The sequence below is a fragment of the Vibrio sp. 10N.239.311.G01 genome (assembly GCF_041465805.1).
Taxonomy (GTDB): Bacteria; Pseudomonadota; Gammaproteobacteria; order Enterobacterales; family Vibrionaceae; genus Vibrio; species Vibrio crassostreae_C.
This window is the reverse complement of the sequence record NZ_JBFSRM010000027.1, coordinates 15,316-34,043: the sequence shown is the minus strand read 5'-3', so window position 1 is coordinate 34,043 and position 18,728 is coordinate 15,316. Positions and strand designations below refer to the sequence as shown.

The window sequence follows — 18,728 nt, the reverse complement described above, 5'->3', positions numbered from 1 at the left end:
ATAAAAGTAATTCAAATATATAAGAGAGAGACGATCATGAGTAAGTTCTATGTAGGTTCTGAAATAGGTCAATTACGCCGCGTTCTAGTTCACCGCCCAAGACGCGCACTGACTCACCTAACGCCCTCTAACTGTCACGATTTGCTATTTGATGACGTACTGGCTGTTGAGCGTGCAGGTAAAGAGCATGACGCATTTACTCAAACGCTACGTGATCAAGGTGTTGAGGTTCTTCTTCTTACTGACTTGCTAGCCGACACACTAGCGGTGTCAGAAGCGAAAGATTGGCTACTAACCTGCCAAGTATCTGATTACCGTTTGGGTAAAACATTCGCCAATGATGTGCGCTGCTACTTAGGCGACTTACCAAACCTAGAGTTAGCAAAAATCCTAACGGGCGGTTTGTCTTACGCTGAGATGCCAATGAAATCATCTTCAATGATGCAAGGCATGCATGCACCAACCGACTTCATTATCGAGCCTCTACCAAACCACCTATTTACTCGCGACACATCTTGCTGGGTATACGGCGGTGTATCTATCAACCCAATGGCGAAACCAGCTCGTCAACGTGAAACAAACCACGTTCGCGCTATTTACCGTTGGCACCCAACATTCGCAGGCCAAGACTTCATTAAATACTTCGGCGATGAAGAAAAAATCAATTACGACAACTCTACGATTGAAGGTGGTGACGTTCTTGTAATCGGTCGCGGTACGGTTCTTATCGGTATGTCTGAGCGTACAACAGCACAAGGTGTTGAGCACTTAGCATCGAGCCTATTCAAACACGGTCAAGCGAAACAAGTTATCGCAATGCAGCTACCAAAACACCGCTCTTGCATGCACTTAGACACCGTTATGACGCACATGAACGAAGATACGTTCTCTGTTTACCCTGAAGTGGTGAGTAAAGACGTACAGTGCTGGAACCTAACTGGTGATGAGTCTGGCGCAGTGAAAGTGAAAGAAGAAGGCTACTTCGTAACAGCTATCGAAAAAGCACTTGGCGTAGACAAGCTAAACCTAATCACGACCGGTGGTGACAACTTCCATGCAGAACGTGAGCAGTGGAACGATGCAAACAACGTTCTAACGGTTAAACCTGGCGTTGTGATTGGCTACGAAGGCAACACCTACACCAATGAAAAATACGATAAAGCAGGCATCACAGTTCTTCCTATCCCTGGAGATGAACTTGGCCGCGGTCGCGGTGGCGCACGCTGCATGAGCTGCCCAATTGAGCGTGATGGTATCTAATCACTAAGACGAAAACGGCCAAGTTGAATGATCTTAAATAATCTCAGCTTGGCCAAAATGAGAGAACACAATTATGACTAAGCAAACTGTTGTTGTTGCACTCGGCGGTAATGCCTTACTTCGTCGCGGTGAGCCGTTAGAAGCCGATGTTCAACGCCGTAATATTGAAACAGCGGTTAAAACCATCTCTGAAATCGCGAAAGTGTACAACGTGGTTCTAGTACATGGTAATGGCCCACAAGTTGGTTTACTGGCTCTGCAAGGTTTGGAATACAAAAAAGTAAACCCGTATCCGCTAGATGTATTGGGCAGTGAGACTCAAGGCATGATCGGCTACATGCTGATGCAAGAGTTCAAGAACTATCTACCTAACCGCAACATCTCGTGCATGTTGACGCAAATGACCGTTGATCCAAACGATCCTGCATTCGCCGATCCAACGAAGCCGATTGGCCCGATCTACGAAGAAGCGGAAGCGCGTGAATTGGCGGAGAAATTCCACTGGATCGTCAAACCAGACGGCCAACACTTCCGTCGCGTTGTGCCAAGCCCACGCCCTACTGGCATTGTTGAGCACGAAGCGATCACCCAACTTATCGATGCAGGCCACCTAGTGATTTGTACTGGCGGCGGTGGCATCCCAGTGAAAAAAGAGAACGGCAAATTAGTGGGTGTTGAAGCGGTTATCGACAAAGACATGTCAGCGGCTTTCTTAGCGAAACAACTGGATGCGGATGCACTGCTTATTTTGACCGACGCGGACGCTGTTTACCTTGATTGGGGCAAACCGACTCAACACGCACTGCGCAGCACCACACCAAGTGAACTGGCGAAATTCGAATTTGATGCAGGCTCTATGGGACCAAAAATTGAAGCATCGTGCGAATTCATTCAGCAAGGCGGCAAAGTCGTCGGTATTGGTGCACTCGAAGATGGTTTGCAAATCCTGCAAGGCTTGGCGGGCACCAACATCACCAAAGATTAATCTACTCGCGAGCTTTTCAAACCTTGCGAGAAAACTGAATCACCGTTTGAACTGAAATTAATACACAAAAATTGAATCGCGCTTTCTTGAATTTTCTTTCCCTGTAAAAAGAAAGCGCCTAAATCTAAGAAGGAATACATCATGGCTTTTAACCTACGCAATCGTAACTTCCTAAAACTACTAGATTTCACTCCACGCGAAATTCAACACTTATTAGATCTTTCTATGGAGCTAAAAAAAGCGAAGTACAACGGTTACGAACAGCCAACACTAACTGGCAAAAACATTGCGCTTATCTTTGAGAAAACCTCAACTCGTACTCGCTGTGCATTCGAAGTAGCGGCATTCGACCAAGGCGCTCGCGTGTCTTACTTAGGCCCATCTGGCTCTCAAATTGGCCACAAAGAATCAATGAAAGATACCGCTCGCGTTCTTGGCCGTATGTACGATGGCATTGAATACCGCGGCTTCGGTCAAGAGATTGTTGAAGAGCTAGGCGCTTACGCTGGAGTTCCAGTATGGAATGGTCTGACTGACGAATTCCACCCTACACAAATTCTTGCTGACTTCCTAACCATGACGGAATACGGCCGTGGTAAACAACTGCATGAAATCAGCTTTGCTTACCTAGGTGATGCTCGCAACAACATGGGTAACTCTCTGATGGTTGGCGCAGCTAAAATGGGCATGGACATTCGCCTTGTTGCTCCAAAACAGTTCTGGCCACAAGAAGAACTATTGGCTCAGTGTCGTGAAATCGCAGAGCACACAGGTGGCAAAATTACACTGACTGAAGATGTTCAAGAAGGCGTGCAAGGTTGTGACTTCCTATACACCGACGTTTGGGTATCCATGGGCGAAGCGAAAGAAGCATGGGCTGAGCGTATCAACCTAATGATGCCTTACCAAGTGAACATGGAAATGATCAAAGCAACAGGCAACCCACATGTGAAATTCATGCACTGCCTACCGGCTTTCCACGGCGAAGATACAACAGTCGGTAAGCAACTTGCTGCTGAATATCCGCAACTTAAAGATGGCGTAGAAGTGACAGATGAGGTAGTTGAGTCTGAATACTCAATCGTATTCGATGAAGCAGAAAACCGCATGCACACCATCAAAGCAGTCATGGTTGCGACACTAGGCAGCTAATATATTAAAAAGTTACGAAGTTAAAAAGTTAAGCACTCACTTGTTCGCAAGACATTGACAAGTTAAGTGCAATAACAGGGAAATGCGGGTGGCGTTCTTGGGATTTTGACCTTGGATAAAACCCGCATTTTTTTTCATGTACTAAAAAAGATTATTACCTGAAAAACCCTGAGATTCGCAGTTCCGACAAAGGCTTAAATGGAAGCTACAAACGGACGTGATTTCGCATAAAAATCCATTAAATGAATACTTTACAGAAAGTATTGCATGGCCTTTTTATCTGAGTATAATCCTCCGCAATTTGTCTAAAGAGAGCAAAAAATGAACCGCAGTTCTGTCGCACATAATTGTCAAACTACACGCCAAAGAGTGGCGTTAGTGTCATTTTTATTTTGCTCTATTGATCGTTTCGAAGCCTCCTATTTTTAGGGGGCTTTTTTTTGTCCGCAATTTGACTGTATGCATAGAAAAAGGAAGACCCGTTATGGCGCATTCGTTATTTAACAAGCACATCATCTCCATTCCAGAGCTCTCTCGTGATGAACTGGAGCTTATCGTCGATACTGCAGCAAGACTCAAAGCAGAGCCAAACCCAGAGCTGCTGAAAAATAAGGTGGTTGCGAGCTGCTTCTTTGAGCCTTCAACTCGAACTCGCCTTTCATTTGAAACCGCAGTTCAACGCCTAGGTGGCACTGTCATCGGTTTTGATAATGGCGGTAACACGTCACTGGCGAAGAAAGGCGAAACACTTGCCGATTCGGTGCAGGTTATTTCATCCTACGTCGATGCCTTTGTAATGCGTCACCCACAAGAAGGGGCAGCACGTTTAGCGTCTGAATTTTCTAACGGTGTGCCGGTAGTAAACGGCGGCGACGGTGCTAACCAGCACCCGACGCAAACCTTGCTGGACCTGTTCTCGATTTACGAAACACAAGGCACGCTCGATAACCTCAATGTGGCGTTCGTCGGCGACCTAAAATATGGCCGTACCGTGCACTCATTGACGCAAGCACTATCGAAATTCAATAACGTGCGTTTCTTCTTTATCGCGCCAGAAGTCTTAGAGATGCCAGATTACATCTGTGAAGAATTGGAAGAGATGGGCATCCAATACAGCACTCACAGCAGCATTGAAGAAGTCGTGCCGGAACTGGATGTTCTGTACATGACTCGCGTGCAGAAAGAGCGCTTTGATGCGTCGGAATACGCACACATGAAATCGGCTTACATCCTCACCGCCGATACATTGAAAGACGCTCGTCAAAACATGAAGGTACTTCACCCGCTGCCACGCGTCGACGAAATCACCACCGACGTTGATAAAACGCCACACGCTTACTACTTCGAACAAGCTGAAAACGGTGTATACGCTCGCGAAGCCCTATTGGCCCTAGTTCTTAACGACACTTTATAAGCAGGAGAAACAGTCATGGTTAAACAAACTCAGCTACAAGTAGAAGCGATCCGTAACGGCAGCGTGATTGACCACATCCCTGCTCACCTTGGTATCAAAATCCTTAAACTGTTTAAGCTACACAAGACAGAACAGCGCATCACTATGGGCTTAAACCTGCCATCATCGGCACTTGGCCATAAAGATCTAATCAAGATTGAGAACATCTTTCTGACCAAGGAACAAGCCAACCAATTGGCTCTGTACGCCCCGCAAGCGACGGTCAATCAGATTGAAGAGTACAAGGTGGTTAACAAGCTAACATTAGTGCTGCCAGACCAAATCAACAGTGTCTACTCTTGCCCGAATAGCAACTGTATTTCGCACGGTGAGCCAGTCGAAAGCAGCTTTAAAGTGCAGCTAAAACAGGAAAACGTGCAGCTAAAATGTCACTACTGTGAAAAAGTATTCTCTCGCGAGATCATGAGTGAAATTCGCTAACCCTTAGCGCCATTATCACGGTCTCCAAAGCACCCTAATACCGATGGATATTTATGCCAAACTTGGAATAAATATCCATTTAACAAAAGAATAAAACTCCAAAATAAAAGCAATTAACTAGAATTTTATTTGGTGACCCCCTTCAAAAAGATAACTATCCTTTAGTGGTAGACTCAATGGGTAGACGATCATACATCACGCATACCTTCCCTCTTTATTTCGGGATTCATCGGTAAGCCCTATTTAACAATCGTACTCTACGGCTTTGGGAGTACGCTCGGCGCTATGGACAAGCGATAACCACATGTTGACCTTAAGGAGTTGTTCATGAACCCAATCACTGAGCACGGTTGCTTGTATTCAGCTGAAGATAAAACACTGACTGCAGCGTGCAAACGCTTACTACAACAACAAAGCTTCTCGACCCAAAATCAACTGCGAGAGAAACTCGTCGATATTGGCTATACCGGTATCAGCCAATCGACCGTATCTCGTATTTTGTCACAGCTTGGTGTTGTCAAAATTCAGAATGCTTGCGGTAAAAAGGTTTACTGCATCACGGTTGAAAGTGCACCGGTTCGTGTCGATGCATCCATCTCATCACAAATCGAATTAATTACTCACAACCAAGCGATGGTGATCGTAAAAACAAACCCTGGTTGTGCACAGTTGGTCGCAAGATTAGTCGATATCGACCCACATACCGAGATTATCGGCACCGTTGGCGGCAATGACACCGTGCTAATTATCCCGAAAGACACGATGAACATTGATGCTTGCGAACAAGTAGTAAGAGCACGCTTGGGTGTTGCCTAAATGTCTTATTGGCAAGGGCAGTTCACTGCAGTTGCGCTGCTAACCCTCTCTCGACTGCCTAAGAAAGTGGCTCACCCGCCCTAGCGGATATTTGCTGGTCGATGAAACTAATCACAAACTATTACGGTCTGATTGAGTTAAGATACCTTCAACTCCATTTTGATGACTAAATAGTATGCGACGACTTGCCACATTACTTTTTGTTTGTGTTTCCCTGTTCACCCAGCCTGCGTGGGCGCTTTTTGGAAACGACAACGCCGAGCCAAGCTTCGGAGGCAATAACAACGGTTTTGTCCCTGTAGACCAAGCTTTCCCTTTCAATTACTACCAGCAAGACGGCAAGGTCCTTCTCGACTGGCAAGTAAAAGAGGGCTACTACCTCTATCAACATAGCCTCTCGTTCACTGGCCAAAATCTCGCTATCGGCAATGTTGAAATGGAAGATGGCCAACCACACCAAGATGAATTCTTCGGTGAGGTGAGCATTTATACTCAGCCGTTATTCGTGCAAGTTCCACTACAGAGTTACCAAGATGGCTCACAGCTGATCGTTAAGTATCAAGGTTGTGCAGATGCTGGTTTCTGCTACCCACCAGAAACTCGAGTAATCGACATTGAACCTTTCACAGCAACAGGTTCTGCTAATTCGCAAGGTAGTGACTCACAAGCTTCATCTTCTGCTGGCAACGAAACCGATGTTTCTACGCAACCAACATCTCCGAAAGCAGACGTTGTAAGTAACACGACTCAACAGCCAAATGCCCCTGTTTCAAAAGAAGCAGGCTTAGCCGATAAGCTCGGTGACAGTTGGTGGACCCCTCTATTATTCTTAGCACTCGGTGTTGGTTTAGCCTTTACGCCGTGTGTGCTGCCTATGTATCCGATTCTAACGGGTATCGTTTTAGGTGGTGGCAAACTCAGCCAAGGTCGCGCGCTGATGCTGTCCTTTATTTACGTGCAAGGCATGGCGTTAACCTACACCTTATTAGGTTTAGTGGTTGCTTCAGCAGGCATGCAATTCCAAGCCGCTATGCAGCACCCTTACGTGCTGATCGCGCTGAGTGTTCTGTTCGTGGCGTTAGCAATGTCGATGTTTGGCGTTTATAACCTGCAACTGCCAAGCAGCATCCAAACTTGGCTCAACAACCAAAGCAACAAGCAGCAAGGTGGCAATACCTTGGGCGTATTCGCAATGGGCGCTATCTCTGGCTTGGTGTGTTCACCTTGTACCACGGCGCCATTGTCAGGCGCACTGCTGTATGTGGCTCAGAGTGGTGACCTATTTACCGGTGCAATTGCTCTGTACGCGTTGGCTATGGGTATGGGTATCCCACTGATTTTAGTGGCAGTGTTTGGTAATAAGCTATTGCCTAAAGCGGGCAGCTGGATGAACAAGGTGAAGATCGTATTCGGCTTTATCTTGCTTGCCGCGCCTATCTTCCTGCTAGAGCGCATCATTCCTGAATTGTGGGCAACCGTGCTTTGGTCTGGCCTTGGCTTCATCGCCTTTGGTTGGCTTTACCACAGTAAGAATGCACTGCCATTTGGTGGCTGGAAGCAAAGCGCTGTGGGCATCATTGCGATGCTTGGCCTGTTCGCATCAGCTCAACCTGCGCTCAATTACTGGTTTGCAGAAAAGAGCGTGACGGTAGAACAACACATCCAATTTGCACGCATCAACACGGTTGAAGAACTAGAAATCCAGCTCATCGAAGCGAAGAAACTCGGTAAGCCTGTGATGCTCGACTTCTACGCCGATTGGTGTGTGGCATGTAAAGAATTCGAGAAGTACACCTTCCATCAAGCTGATGTGGAAAACAAGCTTTCTGACTTCGTACTGCTACAAGCCGATGTAACGAGAAACATGCCTCAAGACATTGAACTGCTTAAACAATTACAGGTACTTGGCTTACCGACGATTGAGTTCTGGGATGGCGAGGGTAACCATGTTCCAAATGCTCGTGTAACCGGTTTTATGCCTGCTGATGTATTCTTAAAACACATGAAAAACCACCAGCTATAACGGCAATATTCACTAAAATATAAGCCGAATCGAAAGCCGCACCGCCCCTCCGTAACGAGATGGCAGTGCGGCTTTTTTGCTATTCAGAGTAACGCTTTCTTATTCCGGGGATAAAAGTCGATATGGTTCAGACTTTTAATGCATAGATATTGTCCACATACTCAATCAGGATGATAATAAATATTAACTAAATTGTTAAAAGTATGAACGTCATGGACTCGACCTATACCATCATCATTGCTGATGACCACCCTCTCTTTCGCAACGCCCTGTTTCAGTCAGTTCATATGGCGATCAGTGGTGCGAACCTGCTTGAGGCCGATTCTCTCGATGCCTTACTGACTCTGCTAAAGAAAGAAGGCGAGCCGGATCTATTACTGCTCGATCTGAAAATGCCGGGCGCCAATGGCATGTCAGGCTTAATTCAACTGCGCGCTGAATACCCAGATCTACCGATTGTGGTGGTTTCTGCCAGTGAAGATGCCAGCGTGGTCACTCAGGTGAAGAGCCACGGTGCGTTTGGCTTTATTCCTAAGTCGAGTGATATGCGTGAGTTGGTGAGTGCACTGAATCAAGTGCTGAATGGCGACCCGTTCTTCCCTGAAGGGCTTATCACCAATAATGCAGCGTGTAGCGACCTTGCAGAAAAGATTTCCACACTGACGCCTCAGCAATACAAGGTATTAGGGATGCTTTCTGACGGCTTGCTTAACAAGCAAATCGCGTATGAATTGAATGTTTCGGAAGCGACCATCAAAGCACATATGACGGCCATCTTCCGTAAACTGGATGTGAAAAATCGTACTCAAGCGGTTATCTTGCTACAAGAAGTCCACAATTAAGCTTCACTGATATCCTCTTCTAAAGTCGTCTTAGGTAAACATAAACCCAACCTGACGACTTTATGATCATCTATCTCTGCAACCACCCAAGTGATGTCATGCCACTCAAAGCTATCACCCAATACAGAGTGTGCGCCAAGCTCTTGAGCAACCAATTGTTTTAGCGTCATTTCTCGCTCTTCTTCCGAGCCAAGTTCAATACCATAACAATCACTCACTGCCGCAACTGATAGCTCAACATCCAAGAAGAAGTCACCAAAGAATCGTGCCGCCTCTTCTGCTAGAGGCGCCTCACTGAACAACGAACTTAAGCTGTCCAAATCTTTGTCTTGACCAAGCACACATAAGATATCGTTCGCCTCTAACACGGTGCTGCCTGATGGGTGAAGCATGGCATCTTGTCGAAACACTGCCGCAATGCGCGTCCCTTCTGGCATAGATAAGCGTTTAAGCGGCTCGCCGACACACCACTTCTCGTCTTTCAATTTGTAAACAAACATCTCCCACTCACTGGTCGGATAAATCTCCATGCCGGTACGAGAAATTGGGGTTGGTGTCGGTGGTAAGGTCACCTGAGCCAACCTCGCAACTTTCATCAAGCTACCGCCCTGAACAATCAGCGAAACCATAACCACGAAGAAGGCGATATTGAAGTAAAGCTGGGCATTAGGCAGGCCAGCCATCATCGGGAACACCGCCAAAATGATCGGCACAGCGCCACGTAAACCTACCCAAGAAACAAACCAACGTTCTTTGGTGGTAAAGCTTCTGAACGGCAGTAAACCCAACCAAACAGACAACGGGCGAGCAAACAAAATCATACCGAAAGCCAATGCTAACGCAGGAAGTGCAATGTCCATCAATGTCGATGGCGTCACCAATAACCCCAGAACCAAGAACATCACGATCTGGCTTAGCCACGTCATGCCATCAAGAACATTAAGAATCGAGTGTCGCGAGCGCGTCGGACGATTACCAATGAACAAGCCCACTAGGTAAATCGATAAGATGCCGCTGCCGCCAAGCATGTTAGAGAACGCAAACAGAGCCACACCCCCACTGAGTACCAGAATGGAATAAAGGCCATCAGCCAATTGTACTCGATTGATTAAGCTCCATAGCACCCAGCCCCCACCAAGACCGATAAGAGTGCCGATACCAAACTGCATCGCGAAGCTTTTCAGTAGGAAGTTCATCCCCATTTCAGCATCAGGAGTGCCCAGCAGCGCAATTAAGGTCACCGTCAGGAACACCGCCATTGGGTCATTGGTACCGGATTCGATCTCTAGGGTTGAGCCAACACGTTCATTGAGGCTCTGCCCTTTCAACAAAGAGAATACCGCTGCCGCATCGGTCGAACCAACAATCGCGCCCACCAAAATGCCCTGCATCAGTGACAGGTCGAACAGCCAAGCCGCCATTAAACCGGTTAGAGTCGCAGTACAGGCTACGCCTATTGTTGCTAATGAGAGCGACGGCCAGAAAGCGACCTTGAAGCTTGCGACCTTGGTTCGCATACCGCCATCCAGCAAGATCACGGCAAGCGCGAGGTTACTCACCAAATAAGTCAGTGAGTAATCATCGAAATTAATACCGCCCGGGCCATCTTCACCGGCTAACATGCCAACGAAAAGGAAGATCAAAAGAATAGGAACGCCCAATCGAGAGGACACTTGTGAGAAAAGTACACTGATGGCGATGAGTACGGCACCAGTCAAAAATAAGTGATTAATGGTTATTGCGTCCAATTCGTTCCCCCAAAGAATAAAACTCGAGCTTTAAGCCTGTTGATCTTTTGCCACTAGCTTGTTGATCTTCTGCCGTTAAGCAAGTCACAGCCGGTGAAAGTACCGTAGTTACTATAACAAACTTATGTTTCGCTTCGTGTCATAGGCAGGACTAAATACCGTTTCTCGGTCATTTAGTTGTTAAATTTTATGACTCGCAGTCTAATTCATCCCTTTTTGTTAGACCTTTGGCTAATTTAACAACATTTTAACATCACATTTTTCTATGATTATGTCTCCTAGCTCCCATATTTCAGTACATTAGCGCTAATACCATCCCGACTAAAGTTGCACAGATCCCTTGACTTATCCTTGCTACATTCTAAATCGTAACATTACGTTAACACGCTATTTTACAAAACGGTTTCACAAAAACAGTTTCTACGAAAACGGAATAAAGGAGAAGGCAATGGCGTTCGAATCTACGGAACATGCTCAAGCCTATTGGAAGGAAAACTTGGGAATTATGGGAACACTGCTCGCGGTCTGGTTTGCGGTGTCTTACGGCGCTGGCATCTTATTTGTGGATGCCCTCAATACCGTTCAGTTTGGCGGGTTCAAGCTAGGATTTTGGTTCGCTCAGCAAGGTTCGATATACACCTTCGTGGCGCTGATATTTATTTACGTTGTCCGCATGAATGCGCTCGACAAAAAATACAACGTACAGGAAGACTAGAGGCTAGAACATGGATATTCAAACTTGGACGTTTATTCTCGTCGGTATTACTTTCGCGGTATATATCGGCATCGCAATCTGGGCTCGTGCAGGGTCTACTAGTGAGTTCTACGTTGCTGGCGGTGGTGTACACCCAGTAGCAAACGGCATGGCGACCGCCGCTGACTGGATGTCGGCAGCATCATTCATCTCAATGGCAGGTATCATCTCATTCGTTGGTTACGACGGTGCGGTTTACCTAATGGGTTGGACAGGTGGTTATGTACTACTTGCGCTATGTTTAGCACCTTACCTACGTAAGTTCGGTCAGTTTACGGTTCCTGATTTCATCGGTGAGCGTTACTACTCGAAAACGGCACGTATGGTAGCGGTATTCTGTGCAATCTTCGTATCGTTTACGTACGTTGCAGGCCAGATGCGTGGTGTGGGCGTTGTATTCTCTCGTTTCCTAGAAGTTGATATTAACCTAGGCATCATCATTGGTATGGGTATTGTGTTCTTCTACGCAGTACTAGGTGGCATGAAAGGCATCACTTATACGCAGGTAGCTCAATTCTGTGTCCTCATTTTCGCCTTCCTTGTTCCAGCAATCTTTACCTCAATCATGATGACAGGTAACCCACTTCCACAAGTTGGTATGGGCTCTACGCTATCAGGCACAGATGTTTACCTTCTTGATAAACTGGATGGACTGACCGAAGAACTCGGATTTACCGCCTATACCGAAGGTAACAAGAGCATGGTAGATGTATTCTTCATCTGTGCGGCTCTAATGGTCGGTACTGCGGGTCTTCCACACGTAATCATTCGTTTCTTCACGGTACCAAAAGTACGTGATGCTCGTATCTCAGCGGGTTGGGCACTACTGTTCATCTCATTGCTATACACAACAGCACCAGGCGTTGCAGCATTCGCTCGTGTAAACATGATCGAAACAATCAACGGCCCTGACATGCAAGGTGTCGCTGCAGCGGACGCACCAAGCTGGTACAAAAACTGGGAAAGCACTGGCCTAGTAGGTTGGGAAGATAAGAACGGCGATGGCAAAATGTTCTACTCGGGCGATGAGCGCAACGAGATGAAGATTAACCGTGACATCATCGTACTGGCTTCTCCAGAGCTAGCGAAACTACCAAACTGGGTTGTAGCACTGCTTGCAGCCGGTGGCCTAGCAGCCGCACTATCAACAGCCGCGGGTCTACTATTGGTCATCTCAACGTCGATTTCACATGACTTGTTGAAGAAAGGCTTCAGACCAAACATGACCGACAAGCAGGAGCTGTTAGCCGCTCGTCTGGCAGCCATGGTCGCGATTGTCGGTGCCGGTTACTTAGGTATTAACCCACCAGGCTTTGTAGCACAGGTAGTAGCGTTTGCCTTCGGCTTAGCCGCAGCATCCTTCTTCCCAGCGATTATCCTAGGTATCTTCTACAAGAAGATGAACAAGGAAGGCGCAATTGCAGGTATGTTGTCAGGTATTGCCTTCACAGCAAGCTACATCATCTACTTCAAGTTCATTAACCCAGCAGCAAGCACACCTGAAAACTGGTGGTTTGGTATCAGCCCAGAAGGCATCGGTACGCTAGGTATGTGTCTAAACTTCGTAGTATCGATTGCTGTAAACAAAGTAACTGCTGAAGTACCACAAGATGTACAAGATATGGTTGAGAACATCCGTTACCCGAAAGGTGCAGGTGAAGCTCACGACCACTAAGCACGACCATTAAACAAAGATGTTTAGCAAAAAATGAATCAGTACTTACATTGTAGGGATTAGGTACTGACTCCAGAAAGCCGATACTTCGTGTATCGGCTTTTTCTTTTTCTGCTCACTTTATAAAAAGATAAACAAAGGGTTGTTTTTAAAATTTTATTTGATAATAATTATCATTAACATCCAATAAAGAGATGCAGATGATGATGAAAGAGCAGCAGGTTCTCTATTCGAGATTTTACAAAGCACAGGATCGCTTTGCTTCATTAGAACAAGTTCAAGGCCATGAGCCGTTTGTAATTCGAGAGTATATCGAGTGTGCACTGACGCTTTCGGCTTACTATGAAAAGCATGCCGCTCAAGAAAACATCTTGTTGTGCGAGCTGTATCTACGCCAAGTTTTCTTTCATTTGATTGAAGCGATTGAGTCTCCTCAGCGCAGTTTCGCCTTTCGTCATATCTGCCTAGACTCTATTCACTCACCACTATTTTATTTGAAGCGCCACTACTGCCAGCAACCTCAAGGCCAAGCGCGTTTTTTGAATCTCAGCCAAACACTAAAACAAGTCCAAGCCCCACTTGGCTAACAAGGATAGAACATGACCCTACAATTTCGGATTGAAAAAGACAGCATGGGCGAAGTGAAAGTCCCTGCCGATGCGCTATACCAAGCACAAACTCAGCGTGCAGCGGATAACTTCGCGTTTAGCTCTCACAAGATGCCGACCAGTTTTATTCAAGCACTGGCGTCAATTAAACAGGCAGCGGCAGATACCAATGCTCAGTTAGGTCTACTGGAAGGTGATATTGCCAACGCGATAGCCGAAGCCAGCCAAGAGATCATTGAGGGTAAACACCTCGATCAATTCCCTATCGATGTCTACCAAACCGGTTCAGGTACCAGTTCCAACATGAATGCCAATGAAGTGATTGCTACGCTTGCCTCAAGAAGCTTGCAAGGCGACGTGAACCCCAATGATCACGTCAACATGGGCCAAAGCAGTAACGATGTGGTGCCAACCGCAATTCAAGTGAGCGTTGCTTTGATGGCTGAAAATAAGCTATTACCTGCATTAACTCACCTTTCTGAAGCACTCACCATCAAACAACAGGAACTTGCGGAGGTCGTGAAGACCGGCCGCACTCATCTAATGGATGCGATGCCAATGACCTTTGCTCAAGAGCTAGGTGGTTGGAAATTTCAGATAGAACACGCTAAGCAAGCAATAGAGAACACCCTGCCCGCTATCAAGGCTTTAGCACAAGGTGGTACTGCGGTTGGAACAGGGATCAATGCTGACCCACGCTTTGCCGATAAGTTTGCGAGTAACCTGTCTCAATCGACAAAGATCAGTTTTAGCTCGAGTGAAAACTTCTTTTTTAGCCTCAGCAGTCAAGACGCGATCGTTGCGCTGTCAGGTCAGCTCAAAACGGCAGCAGTTGCGATCATGAAGATCTCAAACGATCTTCGCTGGATGAACTCTGGGCCGTTGGCTGGCTTAGGGGAAATTGAATTACAGGCTCTACAACCAGGCTCATCGATCATGCCTGGCAAGGTAAATCCTGTGATTCCAGAAGCTGCAGCTATGGCGGCGGCGCAAGTCATTGGCAACGACACCACCATTACCGTAGCCGGACAATCAGGTAACTTCCAACTTAATGTGATGCTGCCAGTGATTGCTCATAACGTGTTGGAAAGTATTGAGTTATTGGCAAACAGCTCAGTCGCTTTAGCGGACAAAGCCATCGCGACCTTCACGGTACGCCAAGACAATCTCGATTTGGCACTGTCAAAGAACCCAATCCTAGTGACCGCACTTAACCCTGTGATTGGCTACTTGAAGGCGGCTGATATTGCCAAGAAAGCTTACAAAGAAGGCTTACCAATTCTGGATGTCGCAGAAAGAGAAACCGATCTTAGCCGAGAAGAGCTCAGTAAACTGCTTGATCCAACCACACTGACACAAGGTGGCATTGCTGGTTAGTTATTGAATTAACAAGCGAATCGGCGTTCGCAAAAAAAACAGAGACAAAAAAGGCCTCATCTGAGGCCTTTTCACTATCCGCTCACGAACGTACTAATCCGAGCCTGTTAACCCAAACTAGCTCACTCGATTCAAGACCGCTCTTAACTTAAGTGGCTTCACTGGCTTGGCAATAAAGCGAAAGCTGTTGGCCTTTATCGCTGCCAACATGTCATCGGTTCTATCGGCACTAATGATGACCCCTTCAAAAGAGTCTCCGAGGCGCAAGCGACACTGCTGCAGGACTTCGAGTCCGGTTCGACCATTATCCAAACGATAATCAGAGAAAATCACATCCGGCTGCCAACCATCATCTAGGCACTTCAAGCTTTCGACTAGATCAACGGCTGTCTTAACCTCACAACCCCAACGACCAATCAAGTTCTCCATACCGACTAAAATCTCTCGTTCATTGTCGACACACAATATTTTCAAGTGCTCGATATCACTAGTCGCCATTGGCGTCGAAGCTTGTACAACCGGAGCCACCTTTTCAGCTCTCGCTAAGGTGATGGAAAAGACACTGCCTTGCCCCGGCCATGAGCGCATCGAAATTTGATGGCCAAGCACATGAGCAATACCTTTCGAGATAGCCAGCCCTAACCCCAATCCTTGATCGGCTCGTACTTGGCTGCCACGAGTAAACTCTTCAAAGATTTCTTGTTGCTTGTCTTCATCGATACCGGTTCCATTATCCCACACATCAATTCGAACCTGTCCATTCACTCTTCTCGCACCCAGTACCACTTTCCCTTCCGGGTTATAGCGGAACGCATTGGTCAAAAAGTTCTGAATCACACGCCTCAACAGCTTAGGGTCTGAATGAATGAACAATGACGACGGAATCATCTTAAACTCAATTTTCTGTTGTCTCGCTAGAGCGCTAAATTCCGCGTTCAAATTGGTTAATACGTCATGCACGGCAATCGCGTGAATGTTGGTTTCTAACTTTCCGGACTCCAATCGAGAGATATCCAGCAAGTCACCAATCAAATCTTCTGCGGCGCCAAGTGCACTCTCGATGTGAGATGACAATTGCTTCACCTCTTGCTCTTTTGCCACCTCAGACAGTGACGAAGCAAATAGACGTGCGGCATTGAGCGGCTGCATCAAATCGTGGCTTACCGCGGCTAGAAAACGACTCTTAGATTGTGATTCTTGATCCGAAATCTGCGTGGCTTTTACCAAGCGATGATTCAGTTTTTCGAGTTCTTGAGTTCGCTCATGCACTCTCGATTCCAAACTTTCGTTGGCATCTTTTAGCGCTTGCTCTGCTTGTCGGAATACCGTGATGTCGGTAAAGCTCATCACAAAGCCACCACTTGGCATCGGGTTACCTTGCACTTCAATCACTCGACCATCAGGACGAATGCGAGAAGAGGTATGTCGAGTGCCTTGCTCCAAATGATAAACACGGCGACGCACATGATCTTCAGGGTCACCCGGACCACACAAACCTTGCTGAGCATTATGGCGAATCACATCGGAGATCGGCCTGCCCACTTGTATCAAACCAGCAGGGAACTCAAACAATTCTAGATAGCGCTGATTCCACGCCACCAGCCTCATTTGTTTGTCGATTACTGCGATGCCTTGGCCAATATGTTCAATCGCGCCTTGCAGTAAACCACGGCTGAAGTCGTACAGTTCCGAAGCTTCATCCACGATGGTCGCGACTTCTTCAAGCTGCATGTTTCTTCCCTGTAAAGCGGAAGTAAGTACTAACTTAGCAGACGAAGCACCGAATACTCCGGCGAGCACGCGCTCTGCGTGTCGAATCAGACTTGCAGGCGCTTGTTGATTAGGAAGCAGCGGCTGACCGTGTTGTTGCCAATAGCTGTGTAAGGCACTTTTCGCACGTTTGCGACCCACAAAACGCGACGCCAGCATCTCTAATTCAGCGACCGTCACTCGGTTCTGGTAAAGGCTGATATTCTCGTTTTCAGGCAGCGGCGTGCCAACAAATGCTGCTGATTGTAAGCGCTCACTTAGGCTTGGCCTGGTCGACATCGAAACTACGGCATAGCACAAGGTATTAAGTACAATACTCAGCACAATGCCCCAGTTTGAACTGCTGATATTCCAGCTACTGAGCAGTTCTGGCGGCGTGATAATCCACAGTAAAAGGTTACTGTCACTGTCGCCAGCCAACATGCTGGTTTGGCTCATCAAGGTAATCAGCCAAATCAACGAGCCCACCATTAAGCCGACATACACGCCCTTGCGGTTACCCGGGCGCCAGTACAAACCACCAATAAGTGCTGGCGCGAATTGAGCAATCGCAGCAAAGGAAAGAAAGCCAATCGCTGACAGTGAATGGATGGTATCGAGCGCCTGATAAAACAGCCAAGCACCCAGTAACAGCAGTAAAATTAGCCCGCGGCGAATCACCAATAGCAGGCCAGAAAAGTGTCGATGGGTTCTTTGAGTTAGGCGCATACGGCGCAGTAACAATGGCATCACTAAATCATTCGACACCATGATCGCCAAGGCGATGGTCGACACTATCACCATGCCACTTGCCGCAGACGTACCACCAAGGAAAGCCAGCAAGGCAATGTGATTAGCGCCTTCTGACATTGGCACACTGATCACATAGGTATCCGCTGGCATACCAGTAAGTAGTCCTTGTCCTGCCCAAGCAATTGGCAGCACGAACAGTCCCATCAAAATCAGGTAAAGCGGAAACAACCAACGAGCGGTATGCAGGTCTTGAGGACGTTCGTTCTCTACCACCATGGTATGGAACTGGCGTGGCAGACAGACAATCGCCAACATGGTTAAAACGGTATGAATAATTAAGGTCGGAATATTGGGTGATTCGTAGGTGGAAGCCGCCACATCAAGCAAGTCGATCTTGTCGCTGCTCATCGCCAGATACATGATGAATAGGCCAACGATCAGGAATGCCGCGAGCTTAACGATGGATTCAAACGCCACCGCCATCATCATGCCACGGTGATGCTCTGTGTTATCAATGTGTCTTGTACCAAACAGCATGGTGAAAATAGCCAAAGCACCGACCACAAACCAAGACACATGATAGTCCTGATAACCGAAGTCAGCCGCTAGGTTGGGTGCAACAATATCCAACCCCATGGTAATACCACGCAGTTGCAGAGCAATATAAGGAAGGATACCAACCACGGCGATAACCGTCACCGCCACCGCTAAGCCCTGAGATTTTCCATAACGAGCCGCGATAAAGTCGGCAATGGAGGTGATATGTTCCCGCTTCGCAATCAGGATCAGCCGCGCCAAGATCCGCCAGCCTAGTGTAAAGACTAGAATCGGGGCGAGGTAAATGGGTAAAAAAGACCAAGGGTTGTTACTCGCCTGCCCGACCGTTCCATAGAAGGTCCAAGAGGTACAATACACGGCAATCGAAAGGCTATAGATCCACGGGCGCCAACGCGATAGCCAACGAACCTGCCTGTCTCCATACCAAGCGATCAGAAATAACACGCCCAAGTAGGCTAAAGAGACTGGAATTACTATCCATCCTTGCATTGAAAACCCTTTTTCATCCATAAAAAAACCTCTCCATAAGGGAGA

14 protein-coding genes are annotated in these 18,728 nt (G+C 47.1%); 12 read left to right on the top strand and 2 right to left on the bottom strand.

The features are described 5' to 3' along the window. The first annotated feature begins 36 nt into the window (after positions 1-36). The 8 genes from arcA to AB6D06_RS18460 all read left to right on the top strand — a co-directional run bounded on the left by arcA (position 37) and on the right by AB6D06_RS18460 (position 8,972). Complete coding sequence (arcA, locus tag AB6D06_RS18495; RefSeq protein ID WP_372111316.1) at positions 37-1,260, top strand: arginine deiminase; 1,224 nt, start codon at positions 37-39, stop codon at positions 1,258-1,260. 73 nt (positions 1,261-1,333) lie between these two features. Beyond that, positions 1,334-2,245, top strand: coding sequence for a carbamate kinase (gene arcC, locus AB6D06_RS18490; RefSeq protein ID WP_017062723.1), 912 nt, complete (start codon positions 1,334-1,336; stop codon positions 2,243-2,245). 141 nt (positions 2,246-2,386) lie between these two features. Then, positions 2,387-3,397: an ornithine carbamoyltransferase gene (locus tag AB6D06_RS18485; RefSeq protein WP_017063666.1), complete on the top strand. Its 1,011-nt coding sequence runs from the start codon at positions 2,387-2,389 to the stop codon at positions 3,395-3,397. Between the two features lie 484 nt (positions 3,398-3,881). Then, entirely contained in the window at positions 3,882-4,811 is a 930-nt protein-coding gene (gene pyrB / locus AB6D06_RS18480) for an aspartate carbamoyltransferase (RefSeq protein WP_017063665.1), read from the top strand. A gap of 15 nt (positions 4,812-4,826) precedes the next feature. Next, positions 4,827-5,291 (top strand): aspartate carbamoyltransferase regulatory subunit, encoded by a 465-nt coding sequence (gene pyrI / locus AB6D06_RS18475; protein WP_048605441.1) that lies wholly within the window; start codon positions 4,827-4,829, stop codon positions 5,289-5,291. Positions 5,292-5,618: 327 nt separating this feature from the next. Further along, a complete protein-coding gene (locus AB6D06_RS18470; RefSeq protein WP_285953288.1) occupies positions 5,619-6,107 on the top strand; it encodes an arginine repressor in 489 nt (162 codons plus the stop codon). A 175-nt stretch (positions 6,108-6,282) separates the two neighbouring features. Continuing rightward, positions 6,283-8,130, top strand: a complete 1,848-nt coding sequence (locus AB6D06_RS18465) for a protein-disulfide reductase DsbD (RefSeq protein WP_372111310.1) — start codon at positions 6,283-6,285, stop codon at positions 8,128-8,130. Between the two features lie 212 nt (positions 8,131-8,342). Beyond that, positions 8,343-8,972, top strand: coding sequence for a response regulator transcription factor (locus tag AB6D06_RS18460; protein ID WP_017062717.1), 630 nt, complete (start codon positions 8,343-8,345; stop codon positions 8,970-8,972). On the opposite strand, the gene AB6D06_RS18455 is transcribed toward AB6D06_RS18460, so the two are convergent. Next, positions 8,969-10,720 carry a potassium/proton antiporter gene (locus tag AB6D06_RS18455; RefSeq protein ID WP_017063662.1) on the bottom strand — a complete coding sequence of 584 codons (1,752 nt, stop codon included), beginning with the start codon at positions 10,718-10,720 and terminating at the stop codon, positions 8,969-8,971. The two genes, AB6D06_RS18460 and AB6D06_RS18455, sit on opposite strands and share 4 nt — an antisense overlap. A gap of 448 nt (positions 10,721-11,168) precedes the next feature. On the opposite strand from AB6D06_RS18455, the gene AB6D06_RS18450 reads away from it, so the two are divergent. The 4 genes from AB6D06_RS18450 (at position 11,169) to AB6D06_RS18435 (ending at position 15,134) form a co-directional block, all read left to right on the top strand. Next, complete coding sequence (locus AB6D06_RS18450) at positions 11,169-11,435, top strand: DUF4212 domain-containing protein (RefSeq protein ID WP_010435433.1); 267 nt, start codon at positions 11,169-11,171, stop codon at positions 11,433-11,435. 10 nt (positions 11,436-11,445) lie between these two features. Continuing rightward, entirely contained in the window at positions 11,446-13,149 is a 1,704-nt protein-coding gene (locus AB6D06_RS18445; RefSeq protein WP_017062715.1) for a sodium:solute symporter family protein, read from the top strand. 200 nt (positions 13,150-13,349) lie between these two features. Beyond that, a complete protein-coding gene (locus AB6D06_RS18440) occupies positions 13,350-13,736 on the top strand; it encodes a hypothetical protein (RefSeq protein WP_017068852.1) in 387 nt (128 codons plus the stop codon). A 12-nt stretch (positions 13,737-13,748) separates the two neighbouring features. Then, positions 13,749-15,134: a class II fumarate hydratase gene (locus AB6D06_RS18435; RefSeq protein ID WP_372100977.1), complete on the top strand. Its 1,386-nt coding sequence runs from the start codon at positions 13,749-13,751 to the stop codon at positions 15,132-15,134. A 117-nt stretch (positions 15,135-15,251) separates the two neighbouring features. On the opposite strand, the gene AB6D06_RS18430 is transcribed toward AB6D06_RS18435, so the two are convergent. Next, a complete protein-coding gene (locus AB6D06_RS18430) occupies positions 15,252-18,683 on the bottom strand; it encodes a PAS-domain containing protein (protein WP_372100979.1) in 3,432 nt (1,143 codons plus the stop codon). Positions 18,684-18,728: the final 45 nt, after the last annotated feature.

Coding starts and splice junctions, on each gene's coding strand:
- AB6D06_RS18450 (WP_010435433.1), top strand. CDS start 11,169: ATGGCGTTCGAATCTACGGAACATGCTCAAGCCTATTGGAAGGAAAAC.
- AB6D06_RS18465 (WP_372111310.1), top strand. CDS start 6,283: ATGCGACGACTTGCCACATTACTTTTTGTTTGTGTTTCCCTGTTCACC.
- pyrB (WP_017063665.1), top strand. CDS start 3,882: ATGGCGCATTCGTTATTTAACAAGCACATCATCTCCATTCCAGAGCTC.
- AB6D06_RS18460 (WP_017062717.1), top strand. CDS start 8,343: ATGGACTCGACCTATACCATCATCATTGCTGATGACCACCCTCTCTTT.
- pyrI (WP_048605441.1), top strand. CDS start 4,827: ATGGTTAAACAAACTCAGCTACAAGTAGAAGCGATCCGTAACGGCAGC.
- arcA (WP_372111316.1), top strand. CDS start 37: ATGAGTAAGTTCTATGTAGGTTCTGAAATAGGTCAATTACGCCGCGTT.
- AB6D06_RS18440 (WP_017068852.1), top strand. CDS start 13,350: ATGATGATGAAAGAGCAGCAGGTTCTCTATTCGAGATTTTACAAAGCA.
- arcC (WP_017062723.1), top strand. CDS start 1,334: ATGACTAAGCAAACTGTTGTTGTTGCACTCGGCGGTAATGCCTTACTT.
- AB6D06_RS18470 (WP_285953288.1), top strand. CDS start 5,619: ATGAACCCAATCACTGAGCACGGTTGCTTGTATTCAGCTGAAGATAAA.
- AB6D06_RS18445 (WP_017062715.1), top strand. CDS start 11,446: ATGGATATTCAAACTTGGACGTTTATTCTCGTCGGTATTACTTTCGCG.
- AB6D06_RS18485 (WP_017063666.1), top strand. CDS start 2,387: ATGGCTTTTAACCTACGCAATCGTAACTTCCTAAAACTACTAGATTTC.
- AB6D06_RS18435 (WP_372100977.1), top strand. CDS start 13,749: ATGACCCTACAATTTCGGATTGAAAAAGACAGCATGGGCGAAGTGAAA.
- AB6D06_RS18430 (WP_372100979.1), bottom strand. CDS start 18,683: ATGCAAGGATGGATAGTAATTCCAGTCTCTTTAGCCTACTTGGGCGTG.